The organism is Hymenobacter terrenus (assembly GCF_000972495.1).
Taxonomy (GTDB): Bacteria; Bacteroidota; Bacteroidia; order Cytophagales; family Hymenobacteraceae; genus Hymenobacter; species Hymenobacter terrenus.
In genome coordinates this window covers 1-18018 of the sequence record NZ_LATM01000039.1, presented here as the reverse complement: position 1 = coordinate 18018, position 18018 = coordinate 1, and the positions used below count along the sequence as shown (strand labels likewise).

Here is an 18018-nt window from a genome sequence, read left to right as displayed (position 1 = left end):
AAGTTAGGCGGCTGTGAGTTGGCCCAGTTGAGCCACGGCGCGCCGTAAAAAAGTAGGTACAATGACAGATTCGGTCAGCTCAATGGTCGTAGGGTCGGCGAGGAGATGGATCATTTCCTCGTATTTATCCTCGCCGTAGCTGCTGATTACCTGTTGCTTGCGTTCATCGGTGAGCATGTAGCGGAGCATGCCGTCGCCATCAGCTTCGGGATGAAACTGCGAACCAAATACTTCGGGCGTGAACCGAATGGCCATGGTGGCGCGCTCCAATGGCACGTGCGGACGCTCCTTTTCCAGGCACAGCACCTCGGCTCCCAACTCATCGAGGCGGTTCGGGTTGAGGTGAATGAGTTGATAATCGCGCGAATCCACGATGTAGAATGGGTCGGGCAGGCCCTGTAGTACGGGCTCGGCCAGGCCGGCCGGGGTGAGGTGCACCGGCAGTACGCCAAACGAAGTGGATTTGCGTCGGCTTACTTCGCCAATACCCAAATGCCGACTCACCAATTGAAAGGAATGGCAAATCAGCAGCAGGTGCTTTTTCTGCTCATTCACCTTATTATACGCTAATAAAGAGTCGATGAAATTGAAATAACGAGGCTCCCAGGCTTCGTCCGACGCCAAGGGGCTGCCGGGACCACCCGATGAAATATAAATATCGTATTCCAGGCCGGGCACGGCGTTTTCGGCCCTCACGTTGAGGGTGTCAACAATAAAAGGCACGCCGTTTTCCTCGGCGCCCCGTGCCAACAACTGCCGAATGCAGCGCATGCCTTCATTCGGCGCGTTGTTGTACATATCCAGAATGGCAATGCGAATAGCTTCCATAAATCAATTAATTAACAGCAGTTTTTGGGTAATTATAACAAAATAAAGCTATAATTTTCAATTCAGCAATTATTGAAATTACTGTGGTTATCACTTAGGAAAAGCTGAGCCGTAGCTCGGTTTAAAAAAGAAACAACGCCAACCTAGCGGCTGGCGTTGCGAAGGCAAAGGTACTTCAGCTATAGCCCGTGGGCAGTTTCAGCCATGATGTAATCAACAACCTTGCTCAAATCATTGGTTTCGCGGAATACCCGGAGCTGGCGGTCGGCTCCGGTGCCCATCTCCATCATCTTCAGCACGTATTCTACTTCGTGGCGGCTGCCGAGTTCGTCCACTACGTCGTCGATGAAATCGAGCAGTTCCAGAATCAGCTTACGCGTGGGCACTTCTTCCTGAATACCGAAATCAATCATGTTACCATCGAGGCCGTAGCGGGCGGCACGCCATTTATTCTCCTTGATGAGCGCGCTGCGGTAGATGCGGAAATTGAGGTTCTGCGCTTTGAGCTTGTAGATTTTAGCCACCAAAGCCTGCATAATAGCCGCCACGGCAATCGTTTCATCGGCGCGCATCATCATATCGCAGATGCGGTACTCAATGGTGTCGAAGAAGGGATGCAGACGCACGTCCCACCAGATTTTTTTGCCGTTGTCGATGCAGCCCGTTTTTATCAGCAGCGCAATAAACTCATCATAGTCGCTGGCGCTGTGGAAGAAACTAGGGATTCCGGTGCGCGGGAATCGCTCAAATACTTTGGTACGGAAGGATTTATAGCCCGTCTCGCGTCCTTCCCAAAAGGGAGAGTTGGTGCTAAGTGCGAACAAGTGCGGCAGAAAATACCGCAGCGTATTCATCATATACACCCCCATTTCGCGGTTCTCAATACCGACGTGCACGTGCATACCGAACACGAGGTTGGAGCGGGCGGCTTCCTGCAACTCCTCCACGATTTTGTCGTAGCGCACATCGGGTGTAATCGGCTGGTCTTGCCAGCGTGAGAAGGGATGCGTACCAGCCGCTCCAATCTTCAGCCCCTGCTTGTCAGCTAGCTCAATTACTTGGCGGCGCAGGTGCAGCACTTCGGTGCGGGCTTCGTTGATATTCTGGCAGATATTGGTGCCCACTTCCACTACGGCCTCGTGCATTTCGGCCTTCACCTGCTCGTGGAGCGTGATTTTGCCATTCTCCACAATCTGCGAAAGGTGAGAGCGTAGTTCCCGGGTTTGGGGGTCAATGGTCTGAAATTCTTCCTCGATGCCGAGGGTAAACACGGGCATGGCCATGGGCGGGACGAATTAAAAAGGAAAGGATAAGCACAGCCGTACCCAACCCGCTGGCGCGGGGGGCTGAGTACGGCCGGCTCAGAGGAAATTATTCGGCCTTTTTCGCAGCAGGCTTTTTCGCAGTAGGCGCTTTGGGCGCAGCGGCTTTTTTAGCGGCCGCCGGCTTTTCCGCCAGCTCAGTTACGGCTGGCGCAGCCGCGGGTTTGGCCGCTGGTTTAGGGGCAGCAGCGGCTTTGGGAGCGGCAGCTTTGGGGGCGGCAGGCTTTTTTACTGTGGGTACTTCGGCGATGGTGAACTCCGTGGCAGCAGCTTTGGCACGGTGCGGGTGCACGAAAGTGCCCCAAGTGAGGTTGTCCTGGCCGGGCTTCTGGGCGATGGCGCGCTCGATGGCCATGTTGGCGGCGGCTTCTACCACCCATTCGAAGTTCTTCTCACCCACCGAATTAATATCGGCATCCGGAGCCGGGTTCCCGAAGTCGATGGCCAGCGGAATGCCGTCGCGTACGGCAAACTCCACGGTGTTGAAATCATAGCCGAGACCCTCGTTGAGTTTCAATACGTACTCCTTCATGGTGGCGAGCAGCTTTTCGCCGGCCTCGCCCGTCGTTTTCATCTCGGTGGCGTAGCGCAGGTGTGGCTCGTTGCGGGGCTCGTAGGGCATGATGAGCACCTCCTTGCCGCCGATGCAGTAGCAGCGGAAGTAGTCGGTAAAGTCCACTGCTTCCTGGAAAAGCATCACCAATTGGCCGGTTTCGTCATAAGCCCGGAAAAAATCCTCGGGCGAGTGTAGCTTGTAGACACTCTTCCAGCCGCCACCGGAATGGGGTTTCATGTAGGCGGGGAAGCCGATGTGCTGGAAAGCGGCATCCCAGTCCATCATGGCCAGGTTGCGGAAACTGCGCTCGTTGGTATCGGTGGGGCGCTCTTTGCTGGGCAGGAGCAGGGTTTTGGGCACCGGCACCCCGAGGCGCACGGCCAAAGCATTATTAAAGAATTTCTCGTCGGCCGACCACCAGAACGGGTTGTTAATCACGGCGGTGCCCATCAGCGCGGCATTCTTGAGGTAGGCGCGGTAAAAGGGTACGTCCTGCGAAATGCGGTCGATAATGACGGCGTAGTCGGGGGCTACATGCTGCTCGACCTGGTCGATTTGCACAAACTCAGCGCGAATATCAGCGGGCGCTTTCGCGTTAACACGGTCGACAAATGCTTGGGGGAAAGTGTTTTCCTGGCCGAAAAGGATACCGATTTTTTTCATGGGGTTAGGGTATTTTGCTCGTTTTCTGAGGTGATAATGGGTTGAGAAATTTAGGGGGTCATGTTTCGGTAAGTGGTGGCCGGATGGTATGACGGACTTTAAATGGTATTGAGGTATTGGGGAAACATTTCGCGCCACACGGGCCAGTCGTGGTCACCAAAGGGCTTCACATCCAGGGTGTAGCGAATGCCTTTTTCACTGAGAATCCGCGCCATGTCGAAGTTGGCATGTTTGCAGAAATCATGCTCCGCCGTCCCGAGAATGATGTTCATCCACTGGAAATGCTCACTGTGGGCGCCGGGGAGGTATTCGGGCGGGTTGTTATAATACACGTTGTCGTCGTGGTAGCCATTCACAAACTGGCGGATGTCGAAGGCCGCGCCCATGGTAAATAAGTGGGCCACTTGGTTTGGGTGGCGGAAGGCGAAGTTGAGGGCATGGTAACCGCCAAAGCTGCAGCCGGCTACGCCAATTTTATCAACATTGCATTCCCGCTGGAGCATGGGCACCAGCTCTTCGCTCAGAAACTGGTCATAAAAAACGTGATTTTGCACCCGGATGCGGGGCTCCAGGTGCTTGGCGTACCAGGAATGCCTGTCGATGCTGTCGATACAATAGAGCTTGACGCGGCCAGCCTCCACCAAAGGGCGGGCCGCTTCGATGAGTTTGAAGTCGCGGGCCTCGTTGTCGTGGCCGCCGGAAGTGGGGAAAATGACCACCGGATAGCCCCAGGTGCCGAATACGAGCATGTCGATGTCCTGACCGAGGTGGTGGGAGTAGAAGCGGCGATGTTGTTCCTGCACGATAAATTGGGAAAGGGTGGGGCGAGGAGTATCTTATTTTAAGCGGTACGGCAAACTAGTAAAGAAATAATAGACGGGCTACATTCAGAGTTTTTAATTTTGATTTTAGGCCTCAACTCAAGTGGGCTGCGTTACTTTGTTTGATGCTTTCTGACACACCTAGCCCATTTCCTTCACCCATCGGCACCCGGCTTTGCCGGGAAGTGCTGGCATCCAGCTTTCTGGCCCGCGACGTGGAACTGAGCATCCTTTTGCCGCCCGCCGATGTGGTGGCCCCAGCACCGTACCCGGTTTTATACCTGAACGACGGACAGGACTTTGAGCGGCTAAATCTGCAAGCCACGCTCGATGGCTTATACGCCCGCCAGGCGGTGCGGCCCTTCGTAATAATCGGTATTCATGCCAATGAGCGGCGAGTACAGGAATACGGCACGGCCGCGCACGCCGATTTTAATGGTCGCGGGAGTTTGGCCGGCGCATACTCGCAGTTTGTACTAGAGGAGTTACGGCCCTTTGCCCAGGCGCAGTACCAGGTGGCGGCCGACCCCGCGGCAGCGGTAATGGCGGGGTTTTCGCTCGGGGGCTTGTCGGCGTTCGATCTGGTCTGGCACCACCCCGATGCTTTTGCGCGGGCCGGGGTCTTTTCGGGCTCGTTCTGGTGGCGGCACCGGGCCGTGGGCGCCGGCTACACGCCCGCCGACCGCATTATGCACGGCCTCGTGCGGGCTGGCCGGCTGCATTCTAGTCACCGTTTCTGGCTGCAAACCGGCACGCTCGACGAGCACAACGACCGCAACGAAAACGGCGTCATTGATTCCATTGAAGACTGCCTCGATTTAGTTGAAGAATTAATAAAAAGCGGCTTGGATGCCTCTCAGGCCCTACGCTACGTGCAAGTGGAGGGCGGCCACCACCACCCCGAAACCTGGGGCCGAGTCATGCCCGATTTCCTGGTTTGGGCGTTTGGGCAGGAGGGAGGCATCATAAAATTGCCACCGCCCCTGCCCGTGGTGCGCCTGCAATACGACCCTGCCCTGGCCCCCGCCATCCTGCCATCCACGGCCGAAGCTACTGTGGCTACTCCCGTGCCGCTGGTGTTGCCAGTGGCAGACGCTCTCGGCCTGCCACAGCCTGCGCCGGAGCCCGCCAACGTTATTGCTCACTTATCAGCTTCCCCTATGTCCACTACGCGCCCTGTCGAAGGCGACTTTCTGCCGTATTCCGCCGCCTACATCCACCTTGTGCCAGCCGAGGCCGACCCCCGCGAAACTCTGCGCACGCAGCCTCAGGAAATTCACACCATCTTTACCAACCTGAGCGAGGCGCAAGCCGAAAAAGCCTATGCGCCGGGCAAGTGGACGCTCAAGGAAATGTTGCTGCATCAGATTGATACCGAGCGGATATTTACCTACCGTGCCTTGCGCTTTGCCCGCGGCGATGCCCAGGACTTGCGCGGTTTCGAGCAGGACGACTACGTGGCCCACAGCAATGCCAATGCCCGCTCCATCGCCAGCCTTCTGGCCGAATATGATGCCACCCGCGCCGCCACCTTGTCGCTGTTCGACAGCTTCACCGAGGAGCAACTTGACCGGCGCGGCACTGCCAATGGCGGGCCGGCCACGGTGCGGGCACTGGTTTACATCGTAGCCGGCCACGAGCTGCATCACCTTAATATCATCCGCGAGCGGTACGAACCTATTCTGTAGGTTTTCGACAAAATTTCTACCTTCGCTCGGCACAACACACCGCCTTGCGTTGCGTTGAAGCCCTCACAACTCCAGTAAATTTCCACCTAAAATTCTTTTCAATTATGGCCAAAGCTCAAGATGCCCGCAAAGAGAAAAAGAAAGAGCCCGTTAAATCTCTGAAAGAGAAAAAAGCTGAGAAAGAAGAGAAAAAAGTTGCGCGTGCCCGCAAGCAGGAGTAAGGGCGCGGATTGTTCGAATTCCACGGGTTTTGTAATTAGCGCCCGACCCGATTAGCTTCTGCTCGTTAAAGGCCCAAAAAGGAAAAGCCACTCAGCGAGTGGCTTTTTTCATTTGATGTAGAAGCCGGACTGTTATTGTCTACAAAATTCGTGGAATCCGAAAAAATCCACGCGAATGCTTGGTTCAGAGCGTGTAGTACGGTTCTTTTTCCTTGTCGTGGTGGCGAATATAGCCGTGCAGCACGAGCTTAATCAGGGTTTGGAAAGCACGGCGCTTGCCGAAATTCACCAGCTTCATAAATTGCGCCAGGGTGATGCGGGGGTGGGTTTTCAGGTAGTCGATGACGGCCAACTCCTGCTTGTTGAGCGGGATTTTTTCGAATCGGGATTCCGGCTGCTGGCGTTCCAGTACTTTCTCAGTGAGGCCGCTGGTTTGAACGCTGGCATCGCGCACGCGCACGTAGCCGCGCCAGTCATCGGGCGCTACCTGGGCGCGGTGGGGTTTGTTGAGGCTTTCGGGCACGGTCACTACCAGCACGATGCGGCCATCTTCCTCCAACTCGCGGAAACGCAAGGTGGTTAGCGGGGGCTCGATGTAGTGCTGGGCTGCCTCGCTCAGCACGAATAATTCCTCCTCGGCGTCGCGCACGCCGATGATGCGGCCGGCATCGTCCACGCCCACCAGCACCCGACCACCCCGGGTATTGGCCAACGACACCAGCGTGCGCGAGATGCGGTGCGGGTGCGTGGTTTTCTGTTTGAATTCTAATTCCTCGCCCTCGCCCCGCGCAATTAGCTCGTGTAAATCCATGCCTTATTATACGATAACAAGGCACAAAAAATGCCGCCCCTGAAACAAGGGCGGCATTTTTTATACTAATTGACCAATAAAACTAGAAGGGTAGGTCGTTGTCGTCGTCGCTGGCGATGGGCGCCGCTGGCTGGGCACGCAACGTGGGGTTCTGGTTTTGGGGCGCCGGACGGGAAGCTGCTTGCTGCTGACCACCGCCATAGCTGTTACCGGCGTTGCCACCCGAAGCAGGTTCAATCTTCCAGGCTTCCAGGTTGGTGAAGTACAGCATCTGGCCGTTTTTGTTGAAACCACGGCCGCGCAGGTTGAAGGTTACCTTCACTTCGTCGCCCATTTTGTAGGGGTCGATGAGGCTGGTTTTGTCCTGAACCATCTGAAACTTAATATGCTCGGGATACTGGCCGTCCTGGACTTCCAGCACGAACTCGCGCTTGCGAAATTTTTCGCTTACCTGCTGTTCGTCAAATATTTCGTGCAGCCGGCCGGTTACGTCGTATGCCATAAAAATGGGGTGTTTTGGAATTAGAAAACTTGAACATCAAACCTACGAAAAAAAACACTAGGAGTCGGCTGCCCGTTCCCGCCAGCTACCTTTGGGGGCGTATTTCCCCACTTTTTATTCCTTCATGTTCGCACTCGCTATTCACGGTGGGGCTGGCACCATTGCCCGCGCCTCGCTCACTCCCGACTCCGAACGCGAATACCGCGCCGCCCTCGAAGCTGCTCTAAATACCGGGTACGGCATCCTACAGCAAGGTGGCGCTGCCCTCGATGCCGTGGAAGCCGCCGTGCGCAACCTCGAAGACTGCCTCTTATTTAATGCCGGGTGCGGGGCCGTGTTCACCCACGAAGGTCATCATGAGATGGATGCCGCCATCATGGTCGGGCACACCCGCCTGGCCGGAGCCGTGGCGGGTGTGCGGCAGGTACAAAATCCCATCCGCGCCGCCCGTTTGGTGATGGAGCAAACCGAGCACGTGTTGCTGGCCTATCCGGGCGCCGACGAGCTGGCTCGTGAACACGGCCTGCCGTTGCAGCCGCCCGAATATTTTTTCACCCAGCATCGCTACAACCAGCTTCAGGAAGCCCTGCGCGAAGGCCGTATGCGCCTCGACCACAGCCAGGCCCGCCTCGCTCCGGTGCCTGCTCTGCCCGCCACCGCTCCCCTCGACGAACCCGATAAATTCACGGCCACGCCCGACCCCAACTGGAAAAAAGGCACCGTGGGCGCCGTGGCCCGCGACCAGCACGGCCACTTGGCCGCCGCCACCAGCACCGGTGGCATGACCAACAAGCGCTATGCCCGCATCGGCGACACGCCCCTCATTGGAGCCGGCACCTGGGCCGATGCGCGCTGTGCCATCAGCTGTACGGGGCACGGTGAGTACTTCATCCGCGCTGTAGCTGCTTATGACATAGCCTGTTTGATGGAATACAAGGGCTTGTCGCTGGCAGAAGCCTGCCGCGTTGTAGTACACGATAAGCTGGCCCCGGCCGGCGGCGAAGGCGGCCTGATTGCCGTAGATGCGGCCGGGAACGTGACCTTGCCATTCAATTCGGAGGGCATGTACCGCGCCAGCCGTAGCGAGGGAGAAGAGGCCGAAGTGGCCATCTATAAATAAGGTATTGGCCGTAGCTCAACAGATGTATCCGCTGATGCTCTGGTCAATTTGTTTGTAGTCGAGGGTGAAATACTTTACCAGCTGTAATGCACCAGCGGCCTGATTTTACGGTCGTAAATATCCCGCACTGCCCGCATTTGCTCCTCTGACAGTTCCGGTAGTTCAGCAGCTTGCAGATTTGGGAGAACCTGCTCGGGCCTGGAAGCGCCAGGGATAATGCAGCTTACTTCGTTGAACATCAGAACCCAGCGCAAGGCAAAGGCGGCGAGTCGGGGTTGGTCCGGAAATACTTTTTTCAGCTCCTCCACCGCTTCAAGGCCTGTGGCATAGTCCACCCCGGAGAACGTTTCGCCTTTGTCGAAGGCCTCACCCTGCCGATTGAAATTGCGGTGGTCTTCGGGCGAAAAATTGGTTTGGGAGGAGAATTTGCCGGTTAGCAAGCCGCTGGCCAGGGGCACCCGCACAATCAGGCCGATGTCGCGCCGCGCGGCTTCTGTGAATAGCAGCTCTGGTGGGCGTTGCCGAAACATATTGAAAATCAGCTGAACCGTGGTTACGTTGGGGAATTCGATAGCTTTCAGTCCTTCCTCCACTTTCTCAATGCTGACGCCAAGGTGCTGAATTTTACCTTCTTCCCGAAGCCGGTCGAATAGCTCGAAAACCTCCGGGCGGTAGTAAACCTCCGTGGGCGGGCAGTGCAGCTGCACGAGGTCGAGGGTCTCGAGCTGCATGTTGCGCAGGCTGTCTTCCACAAACTGCCGCAGTACGGCGGGCTGGTAAGCCGCTGCCGTATGGGGCTGTAGCCGCCGCCCACACTTGGTGGCCACATAAATGCGCTCGGAGCGGGCGCGCACGAGTCGCCCAACGGCTTTTTCACTTTCGCCATCGCCGTATACGTCGGCAGTGTCAATGAAATTGATGCCCGCATCGGCTGCGGCGTTCAGAATCTTATCGGCATTGTCGTGGTTGAATGGCTCCCCCCATTTGCCACCCACCTGCCAGGTGCCCAAACTAATTTCAGAAATGGAAAATCCGGTTTTGCCAAGCTTGCGGTATTTCATTAGAATGAGGTGCTTACGAATGAAGGGATTGGGGGAAATTGGCACCACCAACTCCCTGAAAAGCCAAGTAACTCGGATTAACGTACGGATTACGGGTGCCAGAGTAGCAAAAAAGCCCGCTCATCGGACGATAAGCAGACTTTCTCGATTAGTGATAGGTACCAGGATACGTCCGCAGCGGCAGTTTTCTGCTGGGGACTACTCCACCGTCGAATCTGCATCCACGGGAGTGGGCACTGGCGCTCGGGTGGCCAGCGCGTCCTTGCTGGCGTAGAATTTCCGCTCGCGCATGTCGTACACATTGCCTTTGGCCAGCACGTGCATGGTCACGTTTTCGATGGAAAGTACGGTGCCTTTCTTGGCCGCGGCCGCATTGTTGTGCTGGATGTTGTGGCCATCCAGAATGATAACCAGATTAGAGCCAATGGTTTCTACCCAATTTCCTTCCGTGATAAGTACCCCCGTGTCTTCGCCCAAGCCAATGCCGATGAGCTTAGGGTAGAGCGCGACTGACTCGATAAGCCGGCCAAACCGGCCCCGCTTCACAAAGTGCGAATCGACGATGGCCGCGGGCAGTAGGCCCAGGCCGGTGCCCATTTTCACGGCGCCTTTCAGCAGGGCATCGGGCACGGAGCCGCCCCGAATCATGTGCTGCGACATGGCCATGGCCCCGGCACTGGTGCCGGCAATTACAAAATTGGGTTCGGAGTAGTAGCGCTGAATCATGCGGTCGAGAAAATCCGTCTCGCCAAACATTTCGCGCAGCCGCGACTGATTACCGCCCGAAAACATGATGACGTCGGCTGCCAGCATGCGCTCCAGATACTCGGGCTGGCGGGCATCTTCGGGCGTGCGGATGTCCATGATGCCCACGTTAAGACAGTTGAGCATGGCAAACGAGCCCGTGTAAATGGGGCCGACCTCCTCCGGAATCATGGAGGCCGTGGTGATGACTTCAATGCGCGGGTCGAGCTTGCCCGACTCCAGTACAATGCGTTTGAGAATGCCCAACTCGAAAAAGTTGAGGTAGTATTTGCGGCGGGTGCGGGGATTGGGGTAGGTTCCCTTGTCTTCGTTACCGCCAACGGCGATAAGCTTGCCGAGAGGAATGATGCTTTTCAACGGATAAATAAAATAACTGAGAGATGCAAAAGTATCGGTGCCGACGCGGCAGCCGGGTGAGAGCGAAGCCCCGGGGCAAAGTTCGGGCCGGATGACCTTATGTCCGCTCGGCTAGCAGCGCATCGAGCGTGCTGGTGGCTACGGAGTGGTAGTTGGCGCGCGCCACTCCATATATATAGTGGGCTCGGGCTTGGCCATCGGGGGTAGCCAGCAGGGCCCGGTAGAGCGGCACGATAAATTTGCGCCGCCCCACGTGCCGCAGAAAATGCTCCAGGGCCGGAGTGGCCGCCGCGTAGCCGGCCCGCAAGGTGTGCGGAAACCAGGCGGCAAGAATTTCAGCATTGCCCGAAGCCGTGAACTGAAACGTCTCGTCCAGCAACTGTAGTTGGGCCGCCGAAAGGGTGGGTGGGAGGCCATGCAGAAAATGGAGCCATTCGTGGCTGCTCCAGTCGGCGGTGCCGGCAAGGAGGGTGGCTGGCGCGGTCCCGGTCGACAACTCGGCCAGCACTTGGTCGACGGCGGCGAACCGGCGCGAGGCCACAGCCGGAACGTTCGTCGGCAGGCCCGGACCATCGACCCAGTCGCTGAGCTGTAGTCTGGCTTCAAGGCCGGGCTCCTTATTAAGGAGTTCGGTGCGGAGGTAGTCCAGGAAAGTAGCAGTGTCCATCGCCTGAAAACTGAAGTGGGCGAAGTACTCCTTAATAAAAGTGTCGAGGTGGGTGCGGCCCACGAGCGACTCCAGAGTGAGCAGCAACGAACAGCCTTTTTCGTAGGCAATCTCGGTCAGCCCTTCGTCGGGGTCGCGTCCGGCTAAGTTCAAGCGGAGGTGGGTATCTGGGCTTGCTTCCCCGATTTCCGCGATGGTATGGTGCAAGGTATCGCGCCCTAATACCTGGAGCATATCAGCATATTCGCCGGTATACAAATGTTCCATGATGCGCCGTTCGAAATAAACCGTAAACCCTTCGTTTAGCCAGAAATCATTCCACGTTGCATTTGTAACCAGATTGCCTGACCAGGAATGAGCCAGCTCATGGGCGACCAAACTGGTCAAGCTGCGGTCACCGGCTAGGATGGTTGGTGTTACAAATGTTAATCGCGGGTTCTCCATTCCACCGAAGGGAAAGCTGGGTGGTAACACAAGCAAGTCGTATCGGTCCCAGCGGTAGGGGCCGTAGAGCTGCTCGGCGGCGGCCACCATTTTTTCCAAGTCGGCAAACTCGTGGGTGGCGACGGGCAGCGTGGCGGGCTCGGCGTAGATGCCCGTCCGGGCACTGAGCGGGGCGAAGGCCAGGTCGCCCACCGCCAGGGCCATGAGGTAGGCCGGAATCGGCTGGGCCATGCGGAATCGGTACTCGCCGCTGGCAGTTAGCTGCTGGGGGTTCTCGGCGCTCATCAGGGCCAGGAGGTGGGCCGGCACGCGCACGCTGGCCTCATAGGTGAAGCGGATGCCGGGGGAGTCCTGGCAGGGCAGCCAGGTGCGCGCCAGGATGGCCTGCGACTGCGTGAAGAGGAACGGCTGCGTGCCGGCCGTTTGGGCGGGCACCAGCCATTGCAGAGCCGCTGCCGTCGGGGCTGTGCGGTAGCCGATGCGTAGCGTGGTAGCGCCAGCCAAGCTTACGCGCAGGCCCTGGCCGAGTACCGGGTCGGGGGTGGTTAGGGTGTAGTCGGCGGTTGTGGCGTTGCCATCACTATCGACGCTTTCCACGGACGCTATGGTCAGGTCGCGCACATCGAATACCACCTCGGGGGCCGCGTCTGGATTGGCCAGGTGCCAGGTGGCACTACCGGTCAGGCTGCGGGTGTCAAAGTCAACCAGTAGGTCGAGGACCAGATGACGCACCCGTACCGGGCTACTGCCGGCGTGGCTGTGTGGGTCGGTGGGCAATTGCATTGGCGAAACAGTAGGAGGGGCCATGGGGAAATCAAAGAGGTTACGGGTTTCAAAAGACCGGAAAAATATCCAGCGTCGGGCGTCCGCCAGCACCGTCTGCTGAGCAAGGATATGATATGACTAGGAGGCGGTCTCAATAATGGCTTTTCGAGCTTCTTTCGTCACCTGAGCTGGGCTTGGCCACGTCCGAAACGAAAGAGCAGCGCAGGGCCTGAGCCGCTGGAAGAACGAAGTTGGCACGATTGCCGCCAATGCTGTAGCAGGCTATACCTGCTAATGGCGTACTTTGCGGACGGACTGCTTACGAGCGGCCCCACGCAACCCCACCGAAAGCTTGGCAGTACAACGCCCAGCTTTCGGTGGGGTTGCGTGGGGCTTTTGCTCCGTTTGCTCTAATTCATTCAATGTCCTTTCTGTTTCGTTTTACTTCCCTGCTATGGGTGTTGCTAGTCGCAGCGCTAGCTAGCTTCACCCTACAATCTTGCGGCTCCGACCAGAATCGGTCCGGCGATAAGGAAGGGGCTGGCTCGGCGCTGACTGATCGGCAGCCCCTGCTCGATAGCACGTATGTCATCAATACCATCCGGGGCGAGCCGGCCTTCAAGCCGCACCTGCTGGCAGCGCGTCGTTTCTACCGTGAGCGAAGTTTCCGGTTAGGATGGTTCAAAAACCACCAACCGGTCCCCCAAGCCCAGACCTTACAGGATATTATTGCTAAAGCTCAGGATGAAGGGCTTAAGCCTAAAGACTACCAGATTAAGGATTTCAAAAAACTGTTTGCCGAGCTGGAAAAGGCCCGGCCAGATTCCGCGCGCCGTAATGCGTTGGAGCGCAAGATTGACGTAGCCCTCACCGGGACTTATCTGAAATGGGCCTCGGATTACTACCGTGGAGTGGCCAACCCGCGCGATACCAAGAGTACATTGTGGCAGGTAAAGCCCAATAAAATCAAGCTTCATAAGGCCCTGCTGACTTTCCTAGGGGAGCGCAAAAGCCGCTACAACTACTACGAGTTTGCCCCTCTGCACCCCGAGTACGACCAGCTGAAAAAAGCCTTGGCTACCTACCGGGCCCAGGAGCGGGCGGGCGGCTGGCCCATCTTGCCAGCTGGTCTCAACCTCCGGCCCGGGCAGTCGTCGTCGGCAGTTGCGGCCTTGCGCAAGCGGCTACTCGATAGTTCCGGTGGGGCCGAAGCCGCTGCCCTACCCACCGATACCGCCCGGCATAACCCCACGCCCGTAGCCCTAACCTACGACCCGGAACTGGTGAAGGCGGTGAAATTATTTCAACAGGATGCCGGCCTCAAGCCCACCGGCATCGTCAGCGGCGAGACCCTGCGCCAGCTCAATGTACCCATTGAGGCCCGCATCGACCAGCTTATTCTGAACATGGAGCGGTGGCGCTGGCTTCCCAAGCGGTTTGAGCCGGACTACCTTTTGGTGAATATTCCGGAGTACACGTTGCACGTAATCGAGAGAGGAAAAGAGGCTTTTTGGATGCCCGTAATCGTAGGAAAAGTGCTTCACGAGACGCCCATTTTCAGCGATAAAATGGAGTATGTGGTGCTGGCTCCCTACTGGAACGTGCCCTTCAGCATTATCGAAAATGAGCTTCGCCGTAACCTGGTGGCCGACCCCAACTACCTCGACCGCCTCGATATGGAGGTGGTAAAAGGCTGGGGCCGTAAAGCCGAAGTAATAGACCCAACCACTATCGATTGGGCCAACGTCACTCAGGCAACTTTCAAATACACCCTGCGCCGTCGCCCCGGCCCGAAGAATGACCTCGGCGATGTGAAGTTCCTGTTCCCAAATTCCAACGATATCTACTTGCACGATACGCCCCACGACGAGCTGTTTTCGCAAAGCAACCGCAGCTTCAGCCATGGTTGCGTGCGGGTAAAAGAGCCCATCAAACTGGCCTCCTACCTACTCCGCAACCGGCCCGAATGGGACGAGCAAACCATTCTCGATTCCATCGCCACGCGTCGCGAAAAGTATATTACCCTCAAGGAAAAGCTGCCCGTGTACCTAGTGTATTTTACCGCTTGGGCTGATGCCGCTGGCCATCCGCACTTCCGCGATGACATCTATGGCCTCGATAAGAAGCTCGCTCGGGAGTACTTCGATTAGCTCGTAATCCCATTCTGCCGCATCCTGCCCCAGCCCGAAATACGGTGCCCGAGCGGCCGGTTGAACAGCTAAACAAGCTACTAAAAAAGGCCCGACAACTGCATAGTTGTTGGGCTTTTTTAGTGGGTACTCAGCGGATAGACAGAAAAATGATTGATTACAATTGTGATAAGAGGAGATGCAGAATAGTAAACCAACTCTTGTTTTTACATCTGTAAATAAGAGTGGTATATACTGGACATCATTTGTAAACACCTGTAATAATTCTTGACATTTCTGCTGTCCAAACAATTGTTGCTACATTTGTAATCAAAAGAAGCAACCATGGTTGAGCGCATTCGGACATTGCTGGAAACCCGGCAGCTTACCCCCACGCAGTTTGCTGATGTCATCGGCATTGCCCGCCCGATTGTGAGCCACATCCTCTCCGGGCGCAATAAGCCTAGTCTGGAAGTAGTGCAGCGCATTCTGGCCGCCATGCCGGAACTGTCCATGCCCTGGCTACTCAACGGGACCGGCCCCATGTACGCCGCCGGAGCGGCGGCCCAACCCACACCCGCACCCCAGCCTACCCCACCGGAACAACCCGCGCCAGTGAGCGCGCCGCCAGTACCACAAATGCCTGCCAGAGAGCCGAATGCACTATCAAGGCCTCCTTTAGCAAGCCCCGCGGCTGAGATGGCTACCCAGAGTCTTAATCAGTATAGTTATAGTGCCCTGCAGCCTGTCGCCACGCCACCAGTGCCACCCGTGACGCGGACAGTCTCGAGCCCCCGACCGATGCCCCGGCGCTTCGTCACTTCTGCACCAAAGCCCACAGGCACAACTTCACCAGAAACAAGTGCTCCGGCCCCCGTTGCAGACCCTACACTGGTAGTAGAGCCTGCGCCTGAAGTGCCAACAGCGGCACCTGTTGCCACCCAGCAGCCAACAGCAACTATCAGTGAGCCGATTGAGCAGCGCATTCCTGCTGCAACAACACCCACTCCTGCTCCCGCTACTTCGAATGAGCAGCAGCCCACCGCTGACTCGGTGGCTGCGGCCCTGTTCGCCGGAACTGAAAAGCCTATTCGGCGAATTGTGATTTTTTACCGCGACGGCTCCTTCGCCGATTACCAGCCCGAGTAGCTCCGGGCTTTCAGCCCTGCCATGGCGCTGGATATACTTCCAGGGCAATACGGTATGAGTGCTACGACAAGACGGGGAGTCATCTATGAGTGGGCTCAGGTTAGTGTACCAATAGTGACGCCTTCGTAGGGCGGCCTCGGTCGTCTGCGGCCCGGCCCGAACGAGCGCCTGGCGTGGGGACGCGTTGATCGAGGCCTACTGTTCATTGACCGAAGAACCGCGCTAGCAGCCGCTGTATTGATCTTAATATTGCTGCCGCAACCCTGTTGGCCCATCTCGTCTGTGTTCCTTTTGGGATATTACCGGTGACTTCTACGAGCCATTAGCTACTAGTCGCCGTCCGTACTCACAGGCGGGTTGGGTTAGTTTAATACAATTTGTCATGCTGACGAGGCGGGCCCCATGACCACTAAACAAATCCGCTTTTTACCAATTGAATAGCTCAGGGTAAGTGCTATACTTAATTGTGCCGTTTACTAATCTCCGTGGGGTTGGGTGGCAGGCTTTTAGGAAATTTGATTTTTGTTCAATATGCTATTGTTTTTCAATGGATTAGATTGTGCTAATGAAAGTTGAGCGATAATAAGTATCGGGAGTTTGCTGCCTTAATTTTGGCTATTCTATCAGTATTGCTGTTTCTGAAAAATGAGAGCGATAGCCAGAGGATTGATACGCATAAATGAGTGAGCGAGCTAATATTATTGACCAAAAGGCGGTTTGTAAAAGTCCTAATGCATTTTGATGTATGCCGGTCCTCTTGCTAAAACATTGAGCGATAAAAATGCCCGGCGCTGCTGTAAAGTAGAGCAATTAGGCAGCAGTGCTTCACGGCAGGTAATACCGCTATTGGAGGGCATCCTAAAGCCGCGCCCGTGCTTGAAGCCAGCGGCAGTGCCGGACAGGAGTGTTGTCAAATGTAAATGCGCGAAAACTGCGCTGTCGTTTCGCCGGGAGCCAACCAGCCGTCGGGTATGAGCTGGCTTGAAACCGGGGCGACCTATTCGAAAAGGCGGGGGCAACAGCGGCTACGGTTGTTCATTTGGCAGCGACAGGTTACCTTCGCAGCATGAAACTGACCCGCGCAACTCTCTGGTTGGCCGGTCGGTTCTAAGGGCAAAGGGATCCAATCAGTTACTGAGCTTTCGAAGCTTCCTGATTCCTTTCCCTCCCTCATCACGGATACAAGATTGGATACAAGGTGGAGCCGCTTGAAGGAGCTTCGGGCATCTTCCCTCACCATTCCGATAATACAAGAGAAGCCACCCCGATGAGGAGTGGCTTTGTCATTTGATGGCTAGTAGACATGAATCTCTTGCTTCGCCTTCTGATACGCTTCTGATGCCGCCTGTTGAGTTGGGAAGCTTCCGATGGTGATCTTCTTTCCGTTGAGCTTGATGGCGGCTGAGTAGGATCCAGAGCGATTGGCGGAGACTCCCATGTATAGAGAGGTCTTGTTACTCTTCTTGGTCTGGTTGAAACAGTTCTGCTGAGGGGTGCACCATCTGAGGTTGGATGCATGGTTGTTCAGCTTGTCTCTGTCTACGTGATCTACGAAAGGTCTGCTCTCTGGATTAGGGACGAAGTGTTGAGCAACTAGTCGATGGATGCAGAATCTTTTAGAGCCATCAGCGTTTGATAGGGATACTGACCTGTAGCCAGTCTTGATGGAGGGTTTGAGGAACCTGTTGATGTTGGTCGAGAAGACTCTGCCGCAGTCAGTGATGTAGTAGTTGGGATAGTTGCTGACCTCTCTTGCATTCCAGGCTATGAACTTGTCATCCTGGAAGGTATAGATCATGTATTCGTAGGTTTCGTTAGCTGCTAGAGTGTCTGTGGTGGTGTTGTTCATACTTATCTATCTGTAGGACAGGTAGAAAGTGTGCTGGCATGGGCTGTTTTTAGGCAGGTTTGAGCATTATTTTAGGGCTGGTTCGTCTGATGGGCCGTTTACATGGGTTTGAGAAGGGTTTATCAGAGGGCCTCAGGGGTTAGTCAGGATTGGTCAGCTTCCAGCTCAGGTCTAGCTTTTCACTTGGATCATACACTCTTCTCTATAGGAGAGAGCAGCAGTGTCAAGGGTTAGCCAGGGGGAGTGAGTGTGTACGCTTCCCTAAACAGAGAGCCAGTCAGAAGTAGAGAGAAGCGTATT

The 18018-nt window shown here is 56.2% G+C and carries 14 protein-coding genes; 4 read left to right on the top strand and 10 right to left on the bottom strand.

What is annotated here, in order from left to right:
* Positions 1 to 3: 3 nt before the first annotated feature.
* The 4 genes from WX88_RS24190 to WX88_RS24175 all read right to left on the bottom strand — a co-directional run bounded on the left by WX88_RS24190 (position 4) and on the right by WX88_RS24175 (position 4172).
* Positions 4 to 828 carry a type 1 glutamine amidotransferase gene (locus WX88_RS24190; RefSeq protein WP_046247007.1) on the bottom strand — a complete coding sequence of 275 codons (825 nt, stop codon included), beginning with the start codon at positions 826 to 828 and terminating at the stop codon, positions 4 to 6.
* Positions 829 to 1007: 179 nt separating this feature from the next.
* Complete coding sequence (locus WX88_RS24185) at positions 1008 to 2105, bottom strand: carboxylate-amine ligase (RefSeq protein ID WP_046247024.1); 1098 nt, start codon at positions 2103 to 2105, stop codon at positions 1008 to 1010.
* 94 nt (positions 2106 to 2199) lie between these two features.
* Entirely contained in the window at positions 2200 to 3369 is a 1170-nt protein-coding gene (locus WX88_RS24180) for an ATP-grasp domain-containing protein (RefSeq protein ID WP_046247006.1), read from the bottom strand.
* 98 nt (positions 3370 to 3467) lie between these two features.
* Positions 3468 to 4172, bottom strand: coding sequence for an alpha/beta fold hydrolase (locus WX88_RS24175; RefSeq protein ID WP_046247005.1), 705 nt, complete (start codon positions 4170 to 4172; stop codon positions 3468 to 3470).
* Positions 4173 to 4315: 143 nt separating this feature from the next.
* Here WX88_RS24175 and WX88_RS31580 point away from each other — a divergent pair, with 143 nt between their 5' ends.
* The gene (locus WX88_RS31580) at positions 4316 to 5878 is read left to right on the top strand and encodes an alpha/beta hydrolase-fold protein (protein ID WP_072053098.1); all 1563 of its coding nucleotides are present in this window, start codon (positions 4316 to 4318) and stop codon (positions 5876 to 5878) included.
* A gap of 405 nt (positions 5879 to 6283) precedes the next feature.
* On the opposite strand, the gene WX88_RS24165 is transcribed toward WX88_RS31580, so the two are convergent.
* Together WX88_RS24165 and WX88_RS24160 are read right to left on the bottom strand one after the other, a co-directional pair.
* On the bottom strand, positions 6284 to 6910 hold the full coding sequence (locus tag WX88_RS24165) for an AlbA family DNA-binding domain-containing protein (RefSeq protein ID WP_046247004.1): 627 nt from the start codon (positions 6908 to 6910) through the stop codon (positions 6284 to 6286).
* A gap of 82 nt (positions 6911 to 6992) precedes the next feature.
* Complete coding sequence (locus WX88_RS24160; protein ID WP_046247003.1) at positions 6993 to 7412, bottom strand: DUF3127 domain-containing protein; 420 nt, start codon at positions 7410 to 7412, stop codon at positions 6993 to 6995.
* A gap of 124 nt (positions 7413 to 7536) precedes the next feature.
* Between WX88_RS24160 and WX88_RS24155 the strand changes: the two genes are divergently transcribed.
* Positions 7537 to 8532, top strand: a complete 996-nt coding sequence (locus WX88_RS24155; protein WP_046247002.1) for an isoaspartyl peptidase/L-asparaginase family protein — start codon at positions 7537 to 7539, stop codon at positions 8530 to 8532.
* A 74-nt stretch (positions 8533 to 8606) separates the two neighbouring features.
* On the opposite strand, the gene WX88_RS24150 is transcribed toward WX88_RS24155, so the two are convergent.
* The 3 genes from WX88_RS24150 to WX88_RS24140 all read right to left on the bottom strand — a co-directional run bounded on the left by WX88_RS24150 (position 8607) and on the right by WX88_RS24140 (position 12633).
* On the bottom strand, positions 8607 to 9593 hold the full coding sequence (locus WX88_RS24150; protein ID WP_046247022.1) for an aldo/keto reductase: 987 nt from the start codon (positions 9591 to 9593) through the stop codon (positions 8607 to 8609).
* Between the two features lie 198 nt (positions 9594 to 9791).
* Positions 9792 to 10715: a cyanophycinase gene (locus WX88_RS24145; protein ID WP_046247001.1), complete on the bottom strand. Its 924-nt coding sequence runs from the start codon at positions 10713 to 10715 to the stop codon at positions 9792 to 9794.
* A gap of 97 nt (positions 10716 to 10812) precedes the next feature.
* Positions 10813 to 12633, bottom strand: coding sequence for a M1 family metallopeptidase (locus WX88_RS24140; protein ID WP_046247000.1), 1821 nt, complete (start codon positions 12631 to 12633; stop codon positions 10813 to 10815).
* Between the two features lie 380 nt (positions 12634 to 13013).
* Between WX88_RS24140 and WX88_RS24135 the strand changes: the two genes are divergently transcribed.
* Together WX88_RS24135 and WX88_RS29100 are read left to right on the top strand one after the other, a co-directional pair.
* Positions 13014 to 14741, top strand: a complete 1728-nt coding sequence (locus tag WX88_RS24135; protein WP_052733056.1) for a L,D-transpeptidase family protein — start codon at positions 13014 to 13016, stop codon at positions 14739 to 14741.
* A 324-nt stretch (positions 14742 to 15065) separates the two neighbouring features.
* A complete protein-coding gene (locus WX88_RS29100; RefSeq protein ID WP_072053097.1) occupies positions 15066 to 15869 on the top strand; it encodes a helix-turn-helix domain-containing protein in 804 nt (267 codons plus the stop codon).
* A gap of 1294 nt (positions 15870 to 17163) precedes the next feature.
* Here the strand turns inward: WX88_RS29100 and WX88_RS24130 are convergent.
* The gene (locus WX88_RS24130; protein ID WP_052733055.1) at positions 17164 to 17718 is read right to left on the bottom strand and encodes an HNH endonuclease; all 555 of its coding nucleotides are present in this window, start codon (positions 17716 to 17718) and stop codon (positions 17164 to 17166) included.
* Positions 17719 to 18018 lie beyond the last annotated feature (300 nt).

Bases quoted from the DNA above. Each gene is read 5' to 3' on its own strand.
- WX88_RS24190 (WP_046247007.1), bottom strand. From the start codon at position 828: ATGGAAGCTATTCGCATTGCCATTCTGGATATGTACAACAACGCGCCG.
- WX88_RS24185 (WP_046247024.1), bottom strand. From the start codon at position 2,105: ATGCCCGTGTTTACCCTCGGCATCGAGGAAGAATTTCAGACCATTGAC.
- WX88_RS24180 (WP_046247006.1), bottom strand. From the start codon at position 3,369: ATGAAAAAAATCGGTATCCTTTTCGGCCAGGAAAACACTTTCCCCCAA.
- WX88_RS31580 (WP_072053098.1), top strand. From the start codon at position 4,316: ATGCTTTCTGACACACCTAGCCCATTTCCTTCACCCATCGGCACCCGG.
- WX88_RS24165 (WP_046247004.1), bottom strand. From the start codon at position 6,910: ATGGATTTACACGAGCTAATTGCGCGGGGCGAGGGCGAGGAATTAGAA.
- WX88_RS24160 (WP_046247003.1), bottom strand. From the start codon at position 7,412: ATGGCATACGACGTAACCGGCCGGCTGCACGAAATATTTGACGAACAG.
- WX88_RS24155 (WP_046247002.1), top strand. From the start codon at position 7,537: ATGTTCGCACTCGCTATTCACGGTGGGGCTGGCACCATTGCCCGCGCC.
- WX88_RS24150 (WP_046247022.1), bottom strand. From the start codon at position 9,593: ATGAAATACCGCAAGCTTGGCAAAACCGGATTTTCCATTTCTGAAATT.
- WX88_RS24140 (WP_046247000.1), bottom strand. From the start codon at position 12,633: ATGGCCCCTCCTACTGTTTCGCCAATGCAATTGCCCACCGACCCACAC.
- WX88_RS24135 (WP_052733056.1), top strand. From the start codon at position 13,014: ATGTCCTTTCTGTTTCGTTTTACTTCCCTGCTATGGGTGTTGCTAGTC.
- WX88_RS29100 (WP_072053097.1), top strand. From the start codon at position 15,066: ATGGTTGAGCGCATTCGGACATTGCTGGAAACCCGGCAGCTTACCCCC.
- WX88_RS24130 (WP_052733055.1), bottom strand. From the start codon at position 17,718: ATGAACAACACCACCACAGACACTCTAGCAGCTAACGAAACCTACGAA.